General features: G+C 70.8%; 20 protein-coding genes. 7 read left to right on the top strand and 13 right to left on the bottom strand.

The genetic code is table 11. The features are described 5' to 3' along the window. Nucleotides 1–107: 107 nt before the first annotated feature. Nucleotides 108–398, top strand: a complete 291-nt coding sequence (locus tag H629_RS0109350; protein ID WP_024357003.1) for a cupin domain-containing protein — start codon at nt 108–110, stop codon at nt 396–398. After that, a complete protein-coding gene (locus tag H629_RS0109345; protein WP_024357002.1) occupies nt 395–877 on the top strand; it encodes a GNAT family N-acetyltransferase in 483 nt (160 codons plus the stop codon). The genes H629_RS0109350 and H629_RS0109345 overlap by 4 nt, the downstream gene beginning before the upstream one ends. 24 nt (nt 878–901) lie before the next feature. Here the strand turns inward: H629_RS0109345 and H629_RS0109340 are convergent, their stop codons facing one another. The 9 genes from H629_RS0109340 to H629_RS0109300 are packed head-to-tail and all read right to left on the bottom strand — an operon-like array spanning nt 902 to nt 10,561. Further along, nucleotides 902–2,173: a glycerate kinase gene (locus H629_RS0109340; RefSeq protein ID WP_051137866.1), complete on the bottom strand. Its 1,272-nt coding sequence runs from the start codon at nt 2,171–2,173 to the stop codon at nt 902–904. Between the two features lie 13 nt (nt 2,174–2,186). Then, on the bottom strand, nt 2,187–2,651 hold the full coding sequence (locus tag H629_RS0109335) for an acyl-CoA thioesterase (RefSeq protein WP_024357000.1): 465 nt from the start codon (nt 2,649–2,651) through the stop codon (nt 2,187–2,189). A gap of 43 nt (nt 2,652–2,694) precedes the next feature. Beyond that, complete coding sequence (locus H629_RS0109330) at nt 2,695–4,260, bottom strand: chlorohydrolase family protein (protein WP_051137865.1); 1,566 nt, start codon at nt 4,258–4,260, stop codon at nt 2,695–2,697. Continuing rightward, nucleotides 4,257–5,102, bottom strand: a complete 846-nt coding sequence (locus H629_RS0109325) for an ATP-binding cassette domain-containing protein (protein WP_024356999.1) — start codon at nt 5,100–5,102, stop codon at nt 4,257–4,259. Before H629_RS0109325 ends, H629_RS0109330 begins: the two co-directional genes overlap by 4 nt. Next, nucleotides 5,102–5,953 (bottom strand): ABC transporter ATP-binding protein, encoded by an 852-nt coding sequence (locus tag H629_RS0109320; RefSeq protein ID WP_024356998.1) that lies wholly within the window; start codon nt 5,951–5,953, stop codon nt 5,102–5,104. The genes H629_RS0109325 and H629_RS0109320 overlap by 1 nt, the downstream gene beginning before the upstream one ends. After that, the gene (locus tag H629_RS0109315) at nt 5,950–6,837 is read right to left on the bottom strand and encodes an ABC transporter permease (protein ID WP_024356997.1); all 888 of its coding nucleotides are present in this window, start codon (nt 6,835–6,837) and stop codon (nt 5,950–5,952) included. The genes H629_RS0109320 and H629_RS0109315 overlap by 4 nt, the downstream gene beginning before the upstream one ends. Further along, complete coding sequence (locus H629_RS0109310; protein WP_024356996.1) at nt 6,834–7,784, bottom strand: ABC transporter permease; 951 nt, start codon at nt 7,782–7,784, stop codon at nt 6,834–6,836. The genes H629_RS0109315 and H629_RS0109310 overlap by 4 nt, the downstream gene beginning before the upstream one ends. 3 nt (nt 7,785–7,787) lie before the next feature. Continuing rightward, on the bottom strand, nt 7,788–9,449 hold the full coding sequence (locus H629_RS0109305) for an ABC transporter substrate-binding protein (protein WP_024356995.1): 1,662 nt from the start codon (nt 9,447–9,449) through the stop codon (nt 7,788–7,790). A 59-nt stretch (nt 9,450–9,508) separates the two neighbouring features. Next, entirely contained in the window at nt 9,509–10,561 is a 1,053-nt protein-coding gene (locus tag H629_RS0109300) for an amidohydrolase family protein (protein WP_029746803.1), read from the bottom strand. Nucleotides 10,562–10,677: 116 nt separating this feature from the next. On the opposite strand from H629_RS0109300, the gene H629_RS0109295 reads away from it, so the two are divergent. The 3 genes from H629_RS0109295 to H629_RS0109285 all read left to right on the top strand — a co-directional run bounded on the left by H629_RS0109295 (nt 10,678) and on the right by H629_RS0109285 (nt 12,965). Next, the gene (locus H629_RS0109295; RefSeq protein ID WP_024356994.1) at nt 10,678–11,361 is read left to right on the top strand and encodes a FadR/GntR family transcriptional regulator; all 684 of its coding nucleotides are present in this window, start codon (nt 10,678–10,680) and stop codon (nt 11,359–11,361) included. Next, entirely contained in the window at nt 11,348–12,529 is a 1,182-nt protein-coding gene (locus tag H629_RS0109290) for an MFS transporter (RefSeq protein ID WP_024356993.1), read from the top strand. Before H629_RS0109295 ends, H629_RS0109290 begins: the two co-directional genes overlap by 14 nt. Nucleotides 12,530–12,743: 214 nt before the next feature. Continuing rightward, a complete protein-coding gene (locus tag H629_RS0109285) occupies nt 12,744–12,965 on the top strand; it encodes an SCO4848 family membrane protein (protein WP_024356992.1) in 222 nt (73 codons plus the stop codon). 36 nt (nt 12,966–13,001) lie between these two features. Here the strand turns inward: H629_RS0109285 and H629_RS15390 are convergent, their stop codons facing one another. Next, nucleotides 13,002–13,166 (bottom strand): hypothetical protein, encoded by a 165-nt coding sequence (locus H629_RS15390; RefSeq protein WP_161608011.1) that lies wholly within the window; start codon nt 13,164–13,166, stop codon nt 13,002–13,004. An 82-nt stretch (nt 13,167–13,248) separates the two neighbouring features. Between H629_RS15390 and tagD the strand changes: the two genes are divergently transcribed. Further along, a complete protein-coding gene (tagD, locus tag H629_RS0109275; protein WP_024356991.1) occupies nt 13,249–13,647 on the top strand; it encodes a glycerol-3-phosphate cytidylyltransferase in 399 nt (132 codons plus the stop codon). 229 nt (nt 13,648–13,876) lie between these two features. Next, nucleotides 13,877–14,887 carry a hypothetical protein gene (locus tag H629_RS0109270; protein WP_152485689.1) on the top strand — a complete coding sequence of 337 codons (1,011 nt, stop codon included), beginning with the start codon at nt 13,877–13,879 and terminating at the stop codon, nt 14,885–14,887. 134 nt (nt 14,888–15,021) lie between these two features. Here H629_RS0109270 and H629_RS0109265 read toward each other — a convergent pair whose 3' ends face one another. The 3 genes from H629_RS0109265 to H629_RS0109255 form a co-directional block, all read right to left on the bottom strand. After that, nucleotides 15,022–15,801 (bottom strand): amino acid ABC transporter ATP-binding protein, encoded by a 780-nt coding sequence (locus H629_RS0109265; RefSeq protein WP_029746800.1) that lies wholly within the window; start codon nt 15,799–15,801, stop codon nt 15,022–15,024. Then, the gene (locus H629_RS0109260; protein ID WP_024356988.1) at nt 15,798–16,826 is read right to left on the bottom strand and encodes an amino acid ABC transporter permease; all 1,029 of its coding nucleotides are present in this window, start codon (nt 16,824–16,826) and stop codon (nt 15,798–15,800) included. The genes H629_RS0109265 and H629_RS0109260 overlap by 4 nt, the downstream gene beginning before the upstream one ends. Nucleotides 16,827–16,943: 117 nt before the next feature. Next, complete coding sequence (locus H629_RS0109255; RefSeq protein WP_024356987.1) at nt 16,944–17,840, bottom strand: ABC transporter substrate-binding protein; 897 nt, start codon at nt 17,838–17,840, stop codon at nt 16,944–16,946. Nucleotides 17,841–18,043: the final 203 nt, after the last annotated feature.

Here is an 18,043-nt window from a genome sequence, read left to right as displayed (position 1 = left end):
GGTCCCGGCGATCGGGCGGCGAGCCCCGCCGTGACGGCGCCGGGAAACCTCCCTATGCTGGGGACGGAGAGCGCCGGACGGGCGCGCGTCGCGTATCGAGGAGGATCATGAGCACCGGATCTCACAGCGAAGTACAGCTCGAGAACGAGCATTTCCGCGTCACGAAGTGGACCATCGAACCGGGCGGGACGATCCCCATGCACCGGCATGAGCACGAGTACGTCGTGGTGCCGCTCGTGACCGAGACGATGCACGTCACGAACGCCGACGGCAGCGAGCTGGTCGCCGAACTCGTGACCGGCCGCAGCTACACCCGTGCCTCCGGCGCCGAGCATCGCATCGAGAACCGCGGCGACAGCGCCGATGTGGTCTTCGTCGAGGTGGAGAAGCTCTCGTGACCGCGCCGGCGAGCGGCACGGGCGGGTCGGCATCGCTCGTGGTGCGGCCCGTCGCCGAAGGCGACCGCGAGCAGTGGGCCGCGCTCTTCCGCGGCTATCGCGACTTCTACGAGAAGGCGCACGATCCGGCGGTCATCGAGACGGTGTGGGGGTGGCTGATGGACCCCGCGCACGAGAGCCGCGGACTCGTCGCGGAGGTGGACGGGCGGCTGCTCGGGATCGGCCACTTCCGCCGCTTCGCCCGGCCCGTCATCGGCGAGCAGGGCCTGTACCTCGACGATCTCTTCACCGCGGCCGAGGCGCGCGGCACGGGTGCGGGATCCGCGATCCTCGCCCGCCTCGCCGAGATCGCTCGCGACGAGGGCGCCTCGGTGGTGCGCTGGATCACGAATGAGAGCAACGCCACGGCGCGCAGTCTGTACGACCGGGTCGCCCGGCAGACTCCCTGGGTCACCTACGACCTGGCGCCGGCGGAGTAGCGGAGCTCACGGGTTCTTCGGAGCTCACCGGTGTTTCGGGTCTGATCCCAGTGACCGCTCCGAAACACCGGTGAGCTCCGAAGCACCGATGAGCCGGCCGATCTCTTCGAGCAGCGGTAGCGGCTCGCGGATGCACCGCTCCGCGTCGGCCTCGATCGAGACGAGTTCGAAGACCTCGCGGAAGCCCGCTGCGACGGCACGCTCGCGAGGCAGGGCGCTGGATCCGCAGACCACCACCACCGGCGCCCCGCCCGCGCGCACCGCGACCCCGGCCGGCGCCTTGCCGCTGAGGGTCTGCTCGTCGAGTCTCCCCTCCCCCGTGATGACGAGATCGGCACCCGCAACGACAGCGTCGAAGCCGAGCAGGTCGAGCACGAGGTCGATGCCCGGGCGCAATTCGCCACGCAGCACGGCCAGAGCCGCGAAGCCGAGACCCCCGGCCGCGCCCGCACCCGGCCGCCGGGTCCACTCCCCCGGCGCCGCGCCGAGTTCGCGCTCGATCAGTGCGCCGAAGCGGGCGAGGCCGGCGTCGATCTCGGGGATGCGCTCGGGCGTCACCCCCTTCTGCGGTCCGTAGACGGCAGCGGCGCCGTCACCGCCGCAGAGGGGGTTCACGACGTCGGACGCGACGAGGATCCGCGTGCGCGCGAGACGCGGATCGAGCCCCGCCGCGTCGATCCGGGTTGCGAGCGCGGCACCGGCGCCGCCCGGGCCGACAGGTTCTCCCGCGGCGTCGGTGATGCGCAGGCCGAGGGCGGCGAGCATCCCCGAGCCGCCGTCGGTGGTGGCGCTGCCGCCCAGGCCGAGCACGATGCTGCGCGCCCCGGCATCGAGCGCGGCGACGATCAACTCACCCACGCCCGCGCTCGTGGCGGCCGTCGCATCGAGGTCTCCCGCTCGCAGCGCAGCCGTGTCGACGAGACGCAGGCCGCAGGCCTCCGCAACCTCGATCACCGCGGCGCCCGTGCGCGGATCGAGCGCGAAGCGCGCCTCGCAAGTCTCACCGTACGGGCCCGTCGCGGTGCAGCGGCGCTCTTCGAAGGCGGGGGCGGCGGTGCCGAGTAGCGCCCCTGCGGCGTCCTGGGCGGGGCCGGGGGCAGCGGATCCCGCCGCTCCGACGGCGGCCCCGGCGGCGAGCGCGGCGTCGACCGTGCCCTCGCCGCCGTCTGCGATCGGCAGCACCACGACCTCGGCGTCCGGCCGCGCCTCGAGCAAGCCGCGGCGCAACGCTTCGGCCACGTCCAGCGCGGTGGCCGAGCCCTTGAACTTGTCGCAGGCGATCAGCACGCGGGGCATCGCGGCGCCCCGCTCACGCGCCCGCCGACGCCTGCTCGGCGGTCACCGCCGCGTGCTCGCCGCGGCGGGCGGGCGCCTCCGGATCCCGCAGCCGCTCCGTGCCCTCGGTCGCGCTGGTGCGGCCGTGGGCGACGGCGCGCCCCTCGGCGTCGACCGCGACGAACACGATGCTCTCGAGCGTCAGCACCTCCTGGCCGGTGACGGCGTTCTCGACCCGGCAGCTCAGCGTGATCGAGGTGCGACCGAAGGCCGCGACCCGGTACTCGATTTCGAGCAGGTCGCCGCGATCCGCCCGCGCGGAGAAGTCGATGGCCGACATGTGGCGGGTGACCACGTCGATGGTGCCGAGCTGCGCCACGGCCACGATCGCGGCCTCCTCGTCGACCCACTGCAGCAGCCGGCCACCGAACAGCGCCCCGTGCTGGTTGAGATCCTCGGGCTTCACCCACTTGCGCACCACGTGCCGGTACTCGCTCATGCTCTCAGCCTACGCGGGCCCGCGGGGCGAGCGCAGGGCGCGCTCACACCCGCGGGAAGACGGGCGGGAACAGCTGCGCCTCGCTCGATCCCTCGGGGCCGGCGAGTGCGTCGCGCTCGGCGTAGGCGCCGCGCAGCTTCTCGAAGATCCGCTGTCCCTCCGCCCGCAGCGCCCGCTGGTCGAGGCCCGGGATCCGCCCGTCACGCATCACCACGCGGCCCGCGACCATGCTGAACACCGCGTCGCGGCCCGTGCCCGCAAGGGTGAGCGTGCGGATCGGGTCGTCGACCGCGCCCATGCGCAGATCATCGAGCGCGAACGCGACGAGGTCGGCGGCGGCACCCGGCGCGATGCGCCCCAGGTCGGGTCGGCGCAGGGCGCGCGCGCCGCCGAGGGTGGCGGCCTCCACGTACTCGGCGAGCATCCCCATGCCGAGGTCGTCGTGCTGCGCTTTCGAGAGCTGCACGCCCGTGTCGATCGCGCGGATCAGGTCCGGCGGGAACGAGTCGGTGCCGAGCGCGATGTTCACGCCGGCGTCGAGGTACTGCGAGAGCCGCTCCAGCCAGAACGCGTAGCGCGCGTTGGTGAGCGGGCAGTGCACCACCGTGGCGCCGGCATCGGCGAGGCGGGCGAGGTCGCCGCGATCCTCCCCGTGCACATCGGGGTGCACGTCGAGGTAGACGCCGTGCGCGAGCACCAGCCGCTCGTTCAGCAGTCCGGCGCGATCGAGCAGATCGAGCGGGGTCGTGCCGCGCTCGTCGGCGAGGATGTCGCGCTCGTCGGCGAGGCCCTGCGTGGCGTGCACACGCACGAGTGCGTCGCGCGCGGCCGAAACCTCGGCGGTGCGCGCCAGCAGCTCGTCGCTCACGGTCTCGACCCGGCACGGCACCAGCACGCCCGTCACGAGCGGATCGGCCAGGCCCTCGACGGTGTCGAGGAATCGCACGGCATCGGCGAATCCCGCCTCGCCCCGCGCCTCGTCCCAGTGGATGCCCGGCGAGCCGTCGGCTCGGGTGACGTGCACGCCGGAGCGGTACGAGGGCCCGAGGAAGACCCGGAGGCCGAGCTCGCTCGCGGTGCGTGCCGTGTCGAGCAGGTCGTCGTGGGTCTCGGCCCAGGCGCCGTGGATCTCGGTGGAGATCGGCATCGCGCTCGTGATGCCGTGCAGGATCAGCTGCACCAGCCCGTAGCGGCGCAGTGTGCTGCGCTCGGCCGGGGTGAGCACCTCGTGCGGCGCCTCGGCGTACTCGGCCGACCACTCGAGCCGTGCGGCGTGCTCGGCGCCCCACCAGGAGTCGAGCAGCAGGTGGTCGATGTCGACGAGGCCTTCGAGGTCGATGAGGCCCGGCATGAGCAGGGCCTCGCCGAGGTCGATCGTCTCGTCGGCGCGCTCGGAGAGGGCGGCGCCGGCCGCGGCGCCCGCCACGGCCTCGACGCGCGCGCCGCGCACGAGCACCACCGCGTCGCGCAGCTCGGCGAAGCCGCCGCGCGCCTCGTCCCACACGATGGCGTGCGAGGCGCGCAGAGCGGTTGCGGCCTCGGCCGAGGTCGCGGCCGCAACCGGGGCCGCCGCTTCCGGCGCCCCCGCCGGCCCGCGAGCCCCGGTCACGATGCCAGGCGCTCGCGCCGCACCGGCTTCCAGCCGGGCCCCGGAACGGCCGCACGCAGCGCCCGCGTGTACGGGTGGGTGGGGTTGGCGAGCAGATCCGCCGTCGCCCCGCCGTCGACCACCTGCCCGTTCTCCATCACGATCATGCGATCCGAGATCTGGTTCACGACCGCGAGATCGTGCGAGATGAAGAGGTAGCTGATCTCACGCTGCGCCTTGATGTCGGAGAGCAGGTTGAGGATCTGCGCCTGGATCGACACGTCGAGAGCCGCGACGGCCTCGTCGAGCACGATCACCTTGGGGTCTGCGGCGAGCGCGCGGGCGAGGGCGACGCGCTGCCGCTGGCCGCCCGACAGCTCCTTGGGGAGTCGATCGAAGAAGCGCTGCGGCAGCCCGACCGCGTCGAGGATCTCCTGCGCACGGCCGCGCAGCTCGCGGCCGCCCCGCGACCCGCCGGCGTGCAGCCGCAGGTTGCCGAGGATCACGTCGCCGATCCGCTGCCGCCCGTTGAGCGACGAGTACGGATCCTGGAACACGTACTGCACCTCTCGGGCGCGTTCACGCCGATCCCGCAGTCGCCTCGGCGGCGAGGAGCGATCCTGCCCGCCCACGGTCACGGACCCGCTCGTCACCGATTCGAGGCCCACGATCATGCGGGCGACCGTCGTCTTGCCCGATCCCGACTCCCCCACGATCGCGAGGCACTCGTCGGCGTGCAGCTCGAACGAGACGCCGTCGACCGCGACCACGTCGTCGCCCTTGGAGCCCCGCGGGGCGGGGAACACCTTGCGCAGTTCGCTCACGCTGATGAGCGGCGCGCCCGATCCCGATTCGCTGTGCATCACGACCTCGCCTTCAATTCCTGGTGCAGCTCGAGGTTGTACTCGAGCACGGGGAGGCGGTCGAGCCGCTGGTCGATGCTCGGGCGCGCCCCCATGAGTTCCTTCGTGTACGGGTGGGTCGGCGCGTCGTAGACGTGCGCGCCCTGCTCGACGATCTCGCCCGCGTACATGACCGCGAGCCGGTCGCAGCAGGCGTTCGCGAGTTCCAGGTCGTGCGTGATGAACAGCAGCGCCAGGCCGCGGGCCCGACGCTGCTCGTCGAGGATCGCCATGACGTCGGACTGGGCGGTCACGTCGAGCGCGGTGGTGGGCTCGTCGGCGAGGATCAGCCGCGGCTCCGCGAGCAGGACGCTCGCGATCATGACGCGCTGCAGCAACCCGCCCGAGAGCTCGTGCGGGTACTGGCCGAGTCGCCGCTCGGGGTGGCGCACGCCGACCTCGTCGAGCAGCTGCACCGCTCGGCGCTCCACCTCGGCGCGCGGCAGCCCCCGGTCGCGCACCAGCGCCTCCGTGAGGAAGTCGCCGACCGTGTGCACCGGGTTCACGTGGGCGCGCGGATCCTGGAAGATCATGCCCACGTCGGTCGCCCGGTAGCGTCGCAGCCGTTCACGGCCCCTGCCGAGCACGGACTCGCCGTCGAAGCGGATCTCGCCGTCGAACTGGAATCCCTTGGCGAGCATGCGCATCACCGCGCGCGTCGTGAGGGACTTGCCCGAGCCCGACTCGCCGACGAGGCCGAGCGCCTCGCCGCGGTCGAGGGTGAGGCTGACGCCGTTCAGCAGGTCGAGCCGGCGGTACCGGGTGACGAGGCTCGCGTGCAGGTTGTCGATCTGCAGCAGGGGTGCGCTCATCGGATGCTCCTAGCGTTCGAGGTGAGGCGATCGCCGATCACGGTGATGCTCCACACGATCAGCACGATCGCGAGGCCGGCGAAGACGGCCTCTCCGGGCTGCCCGCGCAGCACCGAGTCGAAACCGCTCTTGACCATGAGGCCGAGATCGGCGGTGGGCGGCTGCACGCCGAGGCCGAGGAACGAGACCGCGGCGAGGTCGATGACCGCGAAACCGAGCGACGACACGGCCTGGGCGACCACGATGGGCTGCACATTGGGCAGGATCTGGGTGAGGCTGATGCTCACCCCCGACTGGCCTTGCAGCCAGGCGGCCTGCACGTAGGGCATGCCCCGCTCGCGCAGCGCAGCGCCGCGGACGACTCGCGCCACGTAGGGGATGTAGCCGATCGCGAGGCCGCACACGACGGTCACGAGGCTGGGGCCCCAGATCGCGACCGCGATGAGCCCGAACACGATGCCCGGCACCGAGAAGAGCACGTCGAGCACCCACGAGATGACGGTGTCGACGCGGCCGCGGTTCCACGCGGCGAGCAGCGCCAGCAGGGTGCCGACGACCGTCGCGATCAGGATCACGAAGGTCGGTCCGAGCAGGGTGACGCGCGCGCCCCACATGAGACGCGACAGCAGGTCGCGGCCCAGCGCGTCGGCGCCGAGCAGGTGCTGCGCGCTCGGCCCGCTGAGCGCGGCGAACAGGTCGGGGAAGTCGGGGTCGTAGGGTGCCACCCAGGGGGCGAGCAGCGCGGCGAGCACGAACACGGCGAGCACGACCGAGGCGATGATGCCGAGCGGGCCGAGCTTGCGCGCGAGCAGTGTGAAGCGGCCGGGATCGGCCGAGGCGGAGGCGCGCGCCAGCGCGATCTGTGTGGTGCGCGGTGCGCTCATTGCTTGCTCCCCAGCTGGATGCGCGGATCGATCATCGTGTACAGGAAGTCGACGATGGCGTTGATGACCACGAAGGCGACCACGAGCACGAGGATCACGGCCTGCACGACCGCGAAGTCGCGCTGCAGGATCGCCCGCACGAGCAGCGATCCGAGGCCGTCGAGGGCGAACACGCTCTCGACGATCACGGCGCCCGCGATGAGGGTGGCGACGGTGAGGCCCAGCACGGTGGTGATGGGGATCAGCGCGTTGCGCAGCACGTGCCTGCGGATGATGATGGCGGGCTTGAGGCCGCGCGCGACCGCCGTCTGCACGTGCTCGCGCCCCTCCTCCTCGAGCACGGCCGCGCGGGTGATGCGCGCGAGATAGGCCGCGCTCGCGACGGCGAGCGCGATCGCCGGCAGGGTGAGGTGCACGATCGTGTCGAAGCCTCCGCTCCCCGAGCCGTTGGTGGGGAACCACCCCAGTCCGACCGCGAAGAGGCTGATGAGCGCCACGCCGATCACGAAGGTCGGCGTCGCGAGGCCGAGCGTGGCGAAGGTCGTGACGAGCTGGTCGGTCCAGCCGCCCTTGAGCGAGGCGAGGAGACCCAGCCCGATGCCGACGACCGCGATGATGATCGTCGCGAGCGCGATCAGCGCGACCGTGGTGCCGATGCGACTGCCGATGAGGTCGGTCACGCTCTGGCGGTAGACGATCGACTCGCCGAGGTCGCCGCGCACGATATCGCCCAGCCAGGCGAAATAGCGCAGGAAGAAGGGGTCGTCGAGGTGGTACTGCTCGGTGACCCTGGCGATCTGGTCGGGGGTCCCGCCCCGGGGGCCCAGCACGAAGCTGAGGGGGCTCCCCGGAGCGAGATACATCAGCCCGAACACCACGAACGAGGTGATCAGCAGGACGAGCAGGAGGCTTCCCGACCGTCGCAGGAGGAACGAGGGGATCGACACGGGTTACTCCACGCCGCCGATCGTGGCCGCCCAGGGGTAGTAGAGGTAGGCGACGGAAGCCGTCGCACCCGAGATGCGGTCGTTCTGGACGAGGATGGTGGGCATGTAGTTGAGCGGCATCCACGGCAGCTCCTCGGTCACCTTCGCCTGGATCTCGTTGGTGAGCTCGGCGCGGGCGGTGGGGTCGAGCTCGGCGCGGGCCTCGGCGACGAGGTCGCTCACCTCGGTGTAGTCGCCGAAGTTGCTCATGCCGCCCTCGGTGAAGACCTGGTAGACGTCGAGCGGATCGGTGACGTTGCCGTACCAGGTGGTGAAGAAGGCATCGATGCCCTTGCGCGCCTCGGGATCGAAGTAGAGGTTGCCGTACTGCTCGACAGGCACGACCTTCGTCTCGATGGTGAGGCCGACGGCCTGGCCGGCGGCCTGCAGCAGGTTCGCGGTCTGCTCGTGCACCGCCGACGACCCCTGGATCGCGATGGTGATCGGCTTCGAGAGGTCGCCCACCTCGCCGAGCAGTTCCTTCGCCTTCGCGGGATCCGACTTCGCGCTGAACTCGCTCCAGGCGGGTTCGAAGATGTCGGCGCGGTCGCCCCAGTAGTCGGGGCCGGCGAGTGTCGGGGCCGCGATGGCTGCGCCTTGGAAGACCACGTCGGCAACAGCCTGGCGATCGATCGACTGCAGCAGCGCCTCGCGCACCCGGGGGTCGGCGAAGGGGCCTTCTTCGGTCGCGCTCGCGAGCGTCCAGAACACGAACGACTTGCCGTAGGTGGTGGTCACGGCGTCGCTCGACTCGAGCTGGCCGAGGCCGGTCGGCGGCAGGTAGAAGAACTGGCCGTCGACGTCGCCCGAGCGCAGCGCGTTGATCGCGGTGCTCTCGTCGGCGATGAAGCTGAACGAGAGCTTCTCGACCTTGGGCGCCAGCTCGGCGTCCCAGTAGTTCTCGTTCTTGACGAGGTCGATCGACTTGCCGGCGTTCCAGGCGTCGAGCGCGAAGGGGCCGGTGCACTGCATGCCGCCCTGGGGCGTGCCGAACTGCTCGCCCGCGGCTTCGGCGGCGGCCTTCTGCACGATGGCGCCGGCGGCGACCGACATCGCCTGCTCGAAGAGGGCGTCGGGCTGCTTCAGCTTGACGGTCACCTCGCGGTCGCCGGTCTGCTCGACCGACTCGACGGAGAGGAAGTACTCGTTGTAGTACGACGGCGTCTCGGGGCCGACCTGGCGGCCGAGCGAGTAGACGACGTCGGCGGGGGTGAGCGGGGTGCCGTCCCAGAAGGTGACGCCGTCGCGCAGCGTGTAGACGTAGGTCGTGTCGTCGGGGGTGGCGACCGACTCCGCGAGCCCGGGCGAGCTACTCAGGTCGGGGTTCATGCGCATGAGGCTCTCGCACATGTTCGCGATCACCGTGTTCTCGGCGTAGTTGAACGAGAACCAGGGGTCGATCGAGAGCGGCTCGTAGGGCAGGTTCCAGTTGACGACGTCGACGGGCTGCGTGCCCGGCTCGGTGGTGGTGGCGAGGTTGCTGAGGTCGACGTCGAGGCCGCCGCCCTGGGCTCCTGCTGCGCCGCCGGCCCCGCCGCCGGCGCAGGCGGTGAGGGTCAGCGCGGCGGCGGCAGCCGCCCCTGCGAGGGTGAGGCTGCGCCGCTTGCGGGTGCTGTGTGTGAACACGGGTACTCCTTTGTTCCGTCTGGTGAGTTCTTCGGTTTCGGTGGTCGGCGGATCGCCGCTCAGATCTGGTGGCCGTCGCGCAGCACGCGCAGCGGGGCGGGGCGGTCGACGACGAGTTCGGCGATGCTCGCGGCGTCGAACTCGAGCCGGGTGCGGCTCTCGGGCCCCTGCCACTCGGCGATCTCGGGGATGCCGAGCATCGCGCCGCCGGCAGTCGATGCGAGCCGGAAGGCGCGCTCGAGCTCCGCGTCGGTGATCGCGCCGGTGCGATAGGCGAGCAGGTGGGCGCGATCCACCATGCTGCCGGTGCCGAACGGGCTCCACGAGTCGCGCACACCGTCGGATCCCGCTGCGAGATTCACGCCGTGCCGTTCGAGGAGGTCGATATCGGGCACGGGGTCGGGGCCGAGGGCGCAGCTCGCGATCCAGATCCCGGCCTCGGCGACGCGGTCGAGCGTCTCGCCCAGGCCGGGCAGCGAGGTGTCGCAGAGGGCGAAGGCGTGGCCGATGGTGACGCGGCCCTGCCGCCCGCCGGCGATGGTGCGGGCCGCGATCTCGCGGATCTGCTGGAGCCCCTGCTCGCCCTCGTCGTGGAGGTGGATGTCGAGGTCGCGTCCGGCACGGTCGGCGAGTCCGAAGATCGCGTCGAGGTGGCCGTGCATGTCGGCTTCGAGGCCGATGGGGTCGATGCCGCCGACGAGGTCTGCGCCGCAGTCGAGCGAGGCCGCCATCACGTCGAGGGTGCCGGGGTTCGTGAGCAGCCCGAACTGCGGGAAGGCGACGATCTGCACGGTGAGGTGGGGTGCGAGCCGCTCGGCTGCGGCCCGCACGCCTTCGATGTTCGCGGTACCGAGTTCGGTGGACACATCGACGTGGGCGCGCATCGCCAGGGTGCCGTTCTCGAGGGCGTGCGAGAGCAGCGAGTAGGCCCGTTCTTCGACGCTGCGCTCGAAGGAGAACTGGGTGGCGCGATCGTTGTCGATGAGGTCCTGCAGTGTCGCCGCGGGCCAGCGGGAGAGCCAACCGCCGCCCCACGTCGTCTTGTCCGGGTGGATGTGGGCATCGACGAGTCCGGGAGTGCGCAGCGGTGCGGATGCTGAGGTCGCCGTCATTGGTGAGCCTTTCTCGGGGGTCTCGGTGCGGAGTGGTCGGCGCCGGGGATGGCGCCGGACAACTCGTCAGACATATGATAACCATATAACCAATCGAATCTGCAAGGATGTGACACGTGCGACAAATTCAACGACGATCACTCGTCGACACCGTCGTCGACGAGCTGAAGCGCGAAATCAGCCAGGGTCGATGGTCGATCGGCGACAAGATCCCCTCCGAAGCGGAGCTCACCACGACGCTCGGAGTCAGCCGCCCCTCCGTGCGCGAGGCGGTGCGAGCCCTCGTGCAACTCGGGCTGCTCGAAACCCGCCAGGGCGACGGCACCTACCTCATCGCAACCGATCCGACCCAGGTCGCCCTGCGCCGGGCCCTCCGATCCGCCGACAGCCTCGAGGTGATCCGGGTGCGCCAGGCCCTCGACGCCCTCGCGGCCCGCGAAGCGGCCACGGCGCGCACGCAGACGGACCTCGACACCCTCGCCGCGCACCTCGAAGCCCGACGCGACGCCATCGCCGCGAGCGACACCCTCGCCTTCGCCGACGCCGACGTCGCGTTCCACCTCGGCATCGCCCGAATCTCGGGGAACCGCCTGCTCTCCGACATCTACGCGAGCTTCGACGGATCCATCCGGGAGTCCGTCACCGACGCCTCCTGCCTCGCCCACGGCGACGACCCCGACCGCTACGACATGCACGAGACCCTCTTCCGCGCCATCGCGGCCGGAGACCCCGACGCCGCGCAGGCCGCCGCCCTCGGCGTGCTCGAGCAGCAGGAGCGTCTCCTCGATGATCTCCCCTGAGCGGCGCCAGGGGGTCGCGGCCGGGATCCTGATCCTCGCCGTCGGGCTGAGCGTCCGCTTCCCCATCACTTCCGTCTCCCCCCTCCTCGGCGAGATCGGACGCGCCTACGAACTGCCGGCCTCCGGGCTCGCCGTGCTGAGCGCGATCCCCGTGCTGCTCTTCGGCCTCGCATCGCCCCTCGCTCCGCTGCTCGTCGCACGGCTCGGGCTCACGCGCGCGATCACGCTGCTGCTCGCCGCGCTCGCCCTCGCCACGCTGCTGCGGCCGCTCGCGCCACCGCTGCTCTTCGTCGGCACCGTGGTCGTCGGAGCAGCAATCGCACTGCTCGGGATCCTGGCCCCGCAGATCATCCGGCATGCTCTGCCCCACCGCGGCGGCTTCTGGACCGGGGTCTACACGACCTCCTTCGGCGTGAGCGCCGCCGCCGGGGCTGCCTTCGCCGTGCCGATGCTGCACCTGCTCGGCGAGCGCGTCGGCGCCGCGCTCATGAGCTGGGGGATTCCGCTGCTCATCGCCCTCGCCCTCGCCCTCGCCTTCGGCCCCCGACTCGGCGCTCCCGGCCCCGGCCGCCGCCGCGACCCCGCAAGCCCCCGCCAATCGGTCTTCCGGGCGCCCGGCATCTGGCCGGTGACCGGGTTCTTCGGCTCCCAGGCCCTCATCTACTTCTCGCTCACCGCGTGGCTGCCCACGATCGCCGTCGACCGCGGCATGGCGCCCGCCCAGGCCGGGCTCCTGCTCGCCTGGCTCAGCGTGGCAGGCCTCCCCGCCTCTCTGCTCGCCCCGACCCTCGCCTCGCGGCCGCGGCTGCGCACGAAACTCATCGCGGGGATCGCACTGCTCTCGGCCGTCGGGCTCGCCGCCCTCGCCTTCGGCCCGCTCCCCCTCGCTCCGGTGGCGGTCGCGGTGCTCGGAGTCGCTCAGAGCGCGGCGTTCGGCCTCGCGATCGCGCTCATCGTCTTCACAGCGCCCAGCGTCGCGCAGACCGCCAGCTTCTCGGCCGTCAGTCAGGGCATCGGCTACGCCTTCGCCGCCGCCGGCCCCCTGCTGCTCGGCCTGCTCGCGCAGACGGGACTCGACTGGTCGGTCATCCTCGCGCTGCTCATCGCCGTGGCGCTCTGCGAGCTCGGCTTCGGGGTCGCCGCGTCACGCGCCTCCGGCCGGGCATAGGACTCGGCTCGCGCGCGGTGGGCGCCGGTGGGTGAGGCCGTAGGGTGTGTCTCGCAGATCCTTGCCTACTGCGCGCGCCTGTTCAGGGCGCCTCGCTGCGTTGTCGTTGTCAGATTTACACCCAGCAAACCGTCCTCCTCCGCCTTGCGAGGCGCCCCGCCCAAACGCTGCTCGCAACGGCAACGATCTGCGAGACACACCCTAGGCTGGGGGCATGGTCGTCTTCGCAGGCATCGTGCTGCTCCTCAACGCCGTCTACAACGTGATCGTCTGGCCGCGCTTCTGGACGCGCGTCACGAAGGATCCGCGCGCCCGCGACGAGCAGGGCCGCCCCACCGCGTTCTACCGCGTGCACGCCGTGCTGATCGGCGTCGCACTGCTCATCGCGCTCGTCTCGGCGGTCGCCGGTGTGCTCGTGCTCACCGTCGCCGTCTGACGCGCGGACCCGCGGCGGGAACCGCCCCCGTGCGGCTCACTCCTCTTCGTCGTCGTCGCCGTGAGGCCGACCCGAGCCGAGGTGGGTGGCGGGCCCGAGGTGCGAGGCACCGCCCTCGTCGACCCATTCGTGGCCGAGCTCATCGCTGTGCGCGGGATCCGATTCGTGATCCGGGCCGCGACGATCATCGTCGAACTGCATCGTGACCTCCTCGTTCGCAGGCCGCTCAGGCCGCGGCCCTGTACTTCCAGGGTACGCGGGCGGCGCGGCTTACGATAGAGAGATGAAGCGGATCCTCACCTACGGCACCTTCGACCTCCTGCACTGGGGTCACATCCGGCTGCTCAAGCGCGCGCGCGATCTCGGCGACTACCTCGTGGTCGCCGCTTCCACCGAGGACTTCAACGCCGGCAAGGGCAAGAAGACCTACCACGACTTCGAGACCCGCAAGAACATGCTCGAGGCCGTGCGCTACGTCGACCTCGTCATCCCCGAGGAGTCGTGGGACCAGAAGATCCGCGACGTGCAGAAGTACGAGATCGACGCCGTGGTCATGGGCGGCGACTGGGAGGGCGACGAGCGCTTCGAGATCCTGCGCCCCTACTGCGAGGTGATCTACCTCGACCGCACCGAGGGCGTGTCGACCACCAAGATCAAGCGCGACCTCGGCGTCAACGCCTGAGGCCGGGGCCGGCGCCGCGATCCGCACTGGAGCGCGACTGTTCCAGCGAGCCCGACTGTTCCAGAGGCTCCGAAACCGTCGGGCTCGCTGAAATAGTCGGTTCGGACGGGGCACCGGGCGGGGAGCCCACTCCGCTCACAATCGGCCGAATTGCTCGGGACCGCGAGAACTGTCCACATTCCTCGCCGACGAGCGCCGCGCGGCGGTCCCGAGTGCGAGCATGCTCGGCATGGACCATGCGCAACGTATCAGGCAGCTCGAAGCAGCACTGATCCTCCGACGACGGCAGCTCGACGGAGAGCTCGGCGACCGAGAGCTGCGCGCCATGACGGCAGCAGGGATGCTCGTGCGCGTGATGCGCGGCTGCTACATGGAGCGCACTCTGTGGGACGAGCTGCACGAACCGCACCGCCTCCTCGCCCGCACTCTGGCCGCCGCCGCGCTCGGGGCCGCGCGCCCGCCCACCTTCTCGCATCTGTCGGCCGCCGCCGTGTGGAACCTACCGCTCTACGGCCTCGCCAGGAGCTCCCCTCAGCCGGTGCACGTCCTCACCCCGCCCGACCGGCCTGGGCGCAGCCGCGGAGCGGTGATCCGCCACTCCGAACCCTACGACGAGAGCGACATCACCACGGTCGCGGGTCTGCGCGTCACCACGCTCAGCCGCACGGTGCGCGATCTCGCCCGACTCGCCGCTCCCGAGCTCGCACTCGGGTGCGCCGACCGCGCGCTTCGCCTGCTCGTCGGCTTGCCCCACGCCCGGGCGGGGCAAGCCGCGCAGGCCGAGCGGACCGAGCAATGGCGCGAGTCGCAGCTCGCGCTGCTCCACGAACGACGCGGTGCGCGAGGCGCGCGTCGAGCCCGCCGCATCATCGAGCTCGCCGACCCGCGTGCGGATTCCGTCGCCGAGAGCGTGAGCCGCCTGCAGCTCGTGCGGCTCAAGATTCCGTTCGATTTCCAGGTCGCGGTGGCCGGTCTCCACGGCGCGACCCATCGCATGGACTTCGACTTCGTCGGGCAGGCCTGCTTCGGCGAGATGGACGGGCGGATCAAGTACACCGATCCCGCCTATCGCAACGGGCGCACGCTCGAGCAGGTGCTGCTCGATGAGAAGGAGCGCGAGGACGAGGTGCGGGGCCTGCACCGCAAGGCCGTGCTGCGCTGGGGCTGGGGCAGCATCGGCACGGCTCGCAGGCTCCGCGAACGCCTGAGCGCCTTCGGCCTGCACGTGCCCGAGCTCTGATCCCCCGCCATCCGCCGGGGTGCTCGCGCCCCGCTATCCGCACCCCGGAAATGACTGTTGCAGCGAGACTGACTCTTTCAGGGCCTCTGGAACAGTCAGTCTCGCTGCAACAGTTGTGCTCGGCGGGGGCGCGCCTACAGCACCTTCGAGAGGAACGCCTTGGTGCGCTCCCGCTGCGGGTTCGTGAGCACCTCGACGGGGTCACCCGCTTCGACGACCACGCCGCCGTCCATGAACACCAGCTTGTCGGCGACCTCGCGGGCGAAGCCCATCTCGTGCGTCACGACGATCATCGTCATACCGCTCTGCGCGAGCCCCTTCATGACCTCGAGCACCTCACCCACGAGCTCGGGGTCGAGCGCGGAGGTGGGCTCGTCGAAGAGCATCAGCTTCGGCTCCATCGCGAGCGCCCGGGCGATCGCGACGCGCTGCTGCTGACCGCCGGAGAGATGGGCCGGGTAGTAGTCGTGGCGCTCCGCGAGCCCCACCCGTGCGAGCAGCTCCATCGCCCGCGACTGCAGCGTCGCCTTGCTGCCCTTCTTGAGCAGCGTCGGGGCGATCATCACGTTCTCGAGCGCCGTCATGTGCGGGAAGAGGTTGAAGCGCTGGAACACCATGCCGATGTCGCGCCGCTGCTTCGCCGCCTCCTTCGGGTGCATCTCGTAGATCTTGTCGCCGCTCTGCCGATACCCCACGAGCTCGCCGTCGACCCAGAGCCGGCCGGCGTTGATCGTCTCGAGGTGGTTGATGCAGCGCAGGAAGGTCGACTTCCCCGAGCCCGAGGGGCCGACGAGGCAGAGCACCTCGCCGCGCTGCACCTCGAGCGAGATGGACTTCAGCACCTCGTTGGAGCCGTAGGACTTCGACACGGCCTCGGCCTTCACCATCGGCGTGTCGGTCGCGTGCACGTTCATGCGCCACCTCCGGGTCGGTTGTGCGGGGGCACGATGGTCTCGCCCGCGGTGCTCGGATAGGTCGGCGTGCCCGTGTCCTCGACGCCGACGACGCCGATCGTCTGCGTCTCGACCGTCGGCTTCATGACGTCGGGTCGCTGCTCGACGCCCCTCGCGAAGTGCTTCTCGAGGTAGTACTGGCCCACCATGAGGATCGAGGTGACCGCGAGGTACCAGATCGAGGCGACGATGAGCATCGGGACCGGCTGATAGGTCACCGCGGTGATGTCGCGGGAGCGGCCGTAGAGGTCGAGCGTGAACGGCACCGCCGCGACCAGCGAGGTGGTCTTCAGCATCGAGATGACCTCGTTGCCGGTCGGCGGGATGATCACGCGCATGGCCTGGGGCAGCACCACGCGGAGCATGGTGTGCCACCAGCCGAGACCGAGGGCGGTCGCCGCCTCGCTCTGGCCTTTGTCGACCGAGAGCAGCCCGGCGCGCACGATCTCGGCCATGTAGGCGGCCTCGTTCAGCGCCAGGCCGATGATCGCGAGGGTGAAGTAGCTGAGCAGGTCCTTCGTGCTGATCGTCGCGACGGCCTCCGTGAACGGGATGCCCAGCGTGATCGTCTTGTAGATGGTGGGGATGAGGCCCCAGAACACGAGCTGCACGTAGACCGGGGTGCCGCGGAACAGCCAGAGGTAGACCCAGGCGACCGATTTCACCACCGGGTTTGGCGACTGCCGCATGACCGCGATCGCGACGCCCAGCACGATGGCGATGATCATCGAGTAGATCGTGAGCTGGAGGGTGTAACCCGCGCCGGTGACGATGCGGGTGTCGAAGAGGTACTTGCCGACCTCGGGCCAGTTGTAGACCGGGCGGTTGACCGCGGTGTCGTAGATGAAGAGGCCGGCGATCAGCACGATCACCACGGCGAAGGTCATCCGCCAGGGGTGCCTCAGCCGGATGGCCTGAATCGCCTCAGGCGTGGCATGGGCGTCGGGGCCTCGGCCGCCTCCGCCCTCGGATGGGAGATGTGACATGACTCACTTCCTGAATTCGTATCAGCGTCGTCGATGACGGAGTGCGGACCGTGCGAAGCACGGCGGCCTCGGTGGGCCGGGGCGACCGCCCCGACCCGCCGCGGCCGGAGTCGGCTGTCAGTTCTTGGCCGCGTTGATCGTGGCCTCGTCGAGCGCGCCCGCCTCGATGCCCGCCGCGGTCAGGATCTTGAGGTAGGTGCCGTCGTCGATGAGCGACTGCAGGGCGGCCTGCACGGCCTTCGTGGTGTCGCTGTCCTTCTGGGTCGCGAAGCCGTACGGCGCCGCGTCGAAGACCTCGCCCACGGTCTCGAGCTGTCCCGAGAGCTTGGCGACCGCGTCGCCCGTCACGGGCAGGTCGGCCGAGAATGCGTCGGCGCGCCCGTCCACCACGGCCTGCGTGGCCTCGGGCTGGCCGTCGAAGCGCAGCACCTCGATCGCCTCCTTGCCCGCATCGGTGCACGCCTTCGACTTCGCCGGCAGCTCCTCGGTGTCCTGCACGGTGGTCGCCTGCACGGCGATCGTCAGGCCGCAGGCGTTGTCGGGGTCGACGTCCGAACCGGTCGCCGCAGCCCACTGGGTGCCCGCGTTGAGGAAGTTGACGAAGTCGACCGACTTCTGCCGTTCGACCGTGTCGGTGAACGAGGAGGAGCCCATGTCGAGCGCACCCTCCTGGATGCGCGGGATGATGCTGTCGAAGCCGAGGATCTCCCACTCGGGCTCGAGGCCGAGCTTCGCGGAGACCGCCTCTGCGAGCTCGACGCCCCAACCGGTGGGGTTGCCGTCGGCGTCCTTGAACTCGTTCGGCGGGTACTCCGCGTCCGTGCCGATGCGCAGCACGCCGGACTCCCTGAGCTCGTCGGGCAGCAGGTCGACCGCGGCCTGATCCGCCTCGATCGACGAGGCCTGCGCACCGCCTCCGGTGCCGCTCCCCTCCGACTCCGCGTTGTTGACGCAACCGGTGAGCGTGAGCAACGCGGCGGCGGCGAGGGCGGGAACTGCGTAGCGAATCTTCATTGATTCCTCCAGGTGATGGATGGCCGGGTGCGCCCCGGCGTGCGATCTCGCTCCGAGTGTACTGCTCGTGCGCAGCAGGGTGATCACAGAGTCTCTATGCGGCACCAGAGAGAATCTGGAGCCCTCTCGGCACCCCGCATGTTTCCGCGGGCCGCAGCCCGAACCGGCAGAGATAACATTCGGGTTAAGCTGTATAGCGGGGA

It is taken from the genome of Leucobacter chironomi DSM 19883, from assembly GCF_000421845.1.
Classification (GTDB): domain Bacteria; phylum Actinomycetota; class Actinomycetes; order Actinomycetales; family Microbacteriaceae; genus Leucobacter; species Leucobacter chironomi.
Note: the sequence above shows the minus strand (reverse complement) of the source record. Positions and strands in the feature narration are given on the sequence as shown.

Bases quoted from the DNA above. Each gene is read 5' to 3' on its own strand.
- H629_RS0109350 (WP_024357003.1), top strand. From the start codon at position 108: ATGAGCACCGGATCTCACAGCGAAGTACAGCTCGAGAACGAGCATTTC.
- H629_RS0109340 (WP_051137866.1), bottom strand. From the start codon at position 2,173: ATGCCCCGCGTGCTGATCGCCTGCGACAAGTTCAAGGGCTCGGCCACC.
- H629_RS0109335 (WP_024357000.1), bottom strand. From the start codon at position 2,651: ATGAGCGAGTACCGGCACGTGGTGCGCAAGTGGGTGAAGCCCGAGGAT.
- H629_RS0109325 (WP_024356999.1), bottom strand. From the start codon at position 5,102: ATGCACAGCGAATCGGGATCGGGCGCGCCGCTCATCAGCGTGAGCGAA.
- H629_RS0109320 (WP_024356998.1), bottom strand. From the start codon at position 5,953: ATGAGCGCACCCCTGCTGCAGATCGACAACCTGCACGCGAGCCTCGTC.
- H629_RS0109315 (WP_024356997.1), bottom strand. From the start codon at position 6,837: ATGAGCGCACCGCGCACCACACAGATCGCGCTGGCGCGCGCCTCCGCC.
- H629_RS0109300 (WP_029746803.1), bottom strand. From the start codon at position 10,561: ATGACGGCGACCTCAGCATCCGCACCGCTGCGCACTCCCGGACTCGTC.
- H629_RS0109290 (WP_024356993.1), top strand. From the start codon at position 11,348: ATGATCTCCCCTGAGCGGCGCCAGGGGGTCGCGGCCGGGATCCTGATC.
- H629_RS0109285 (WP_024356992.1), top strand. From the start codon at position 12,744: ATGGTCGTCTTCGCAGGCATCGTGCTGCTCCTCAACGCCGTCTACAAC.
- H629_RS15390 (WP_161608011.1), bottom strand. From the start codon at position 13,166: ATGCAGTTCGACGATGATCGTCGCGGCCCGGATCACGAATCGGATCCC.
- tagD (WP_024356991.1), top strand. From the start codon at position 13,249: ATGAAGCGGATCCTCACCTACGGCACCTTCGACCTCCTGCACTGGGGT.
- H629_RS0109270 (WP_152485689.1), top strand. From the start codon at position 13,877: ATGGACCATGCGCAACGTATCAGGCAGCTCGAAGCAGCACTGATCCTC.
- H629_RS0109265 (WP_029746800.1), bottom strand. From the start codon at position 15,801: ATGAACGTGCACGCGACCGACACGCCGATGGTGAAGGCCGAGGCCGTG.
- H629_RS0109260 (WP_024356988.1), bottom strand. From the start codon at position 16,826: ATGTCACATCTCCCATCCGAGGGCGGAGGCGGCCGAGGCCCCGACGCC.
- H629_RS0109255 (WP_024356987.1), bottom strand. From the start codon at position 17,840: ATGAAGATTCGCTACGCAGTTCCCGCCCTCGCCGCCGCCGCGTTGCTC.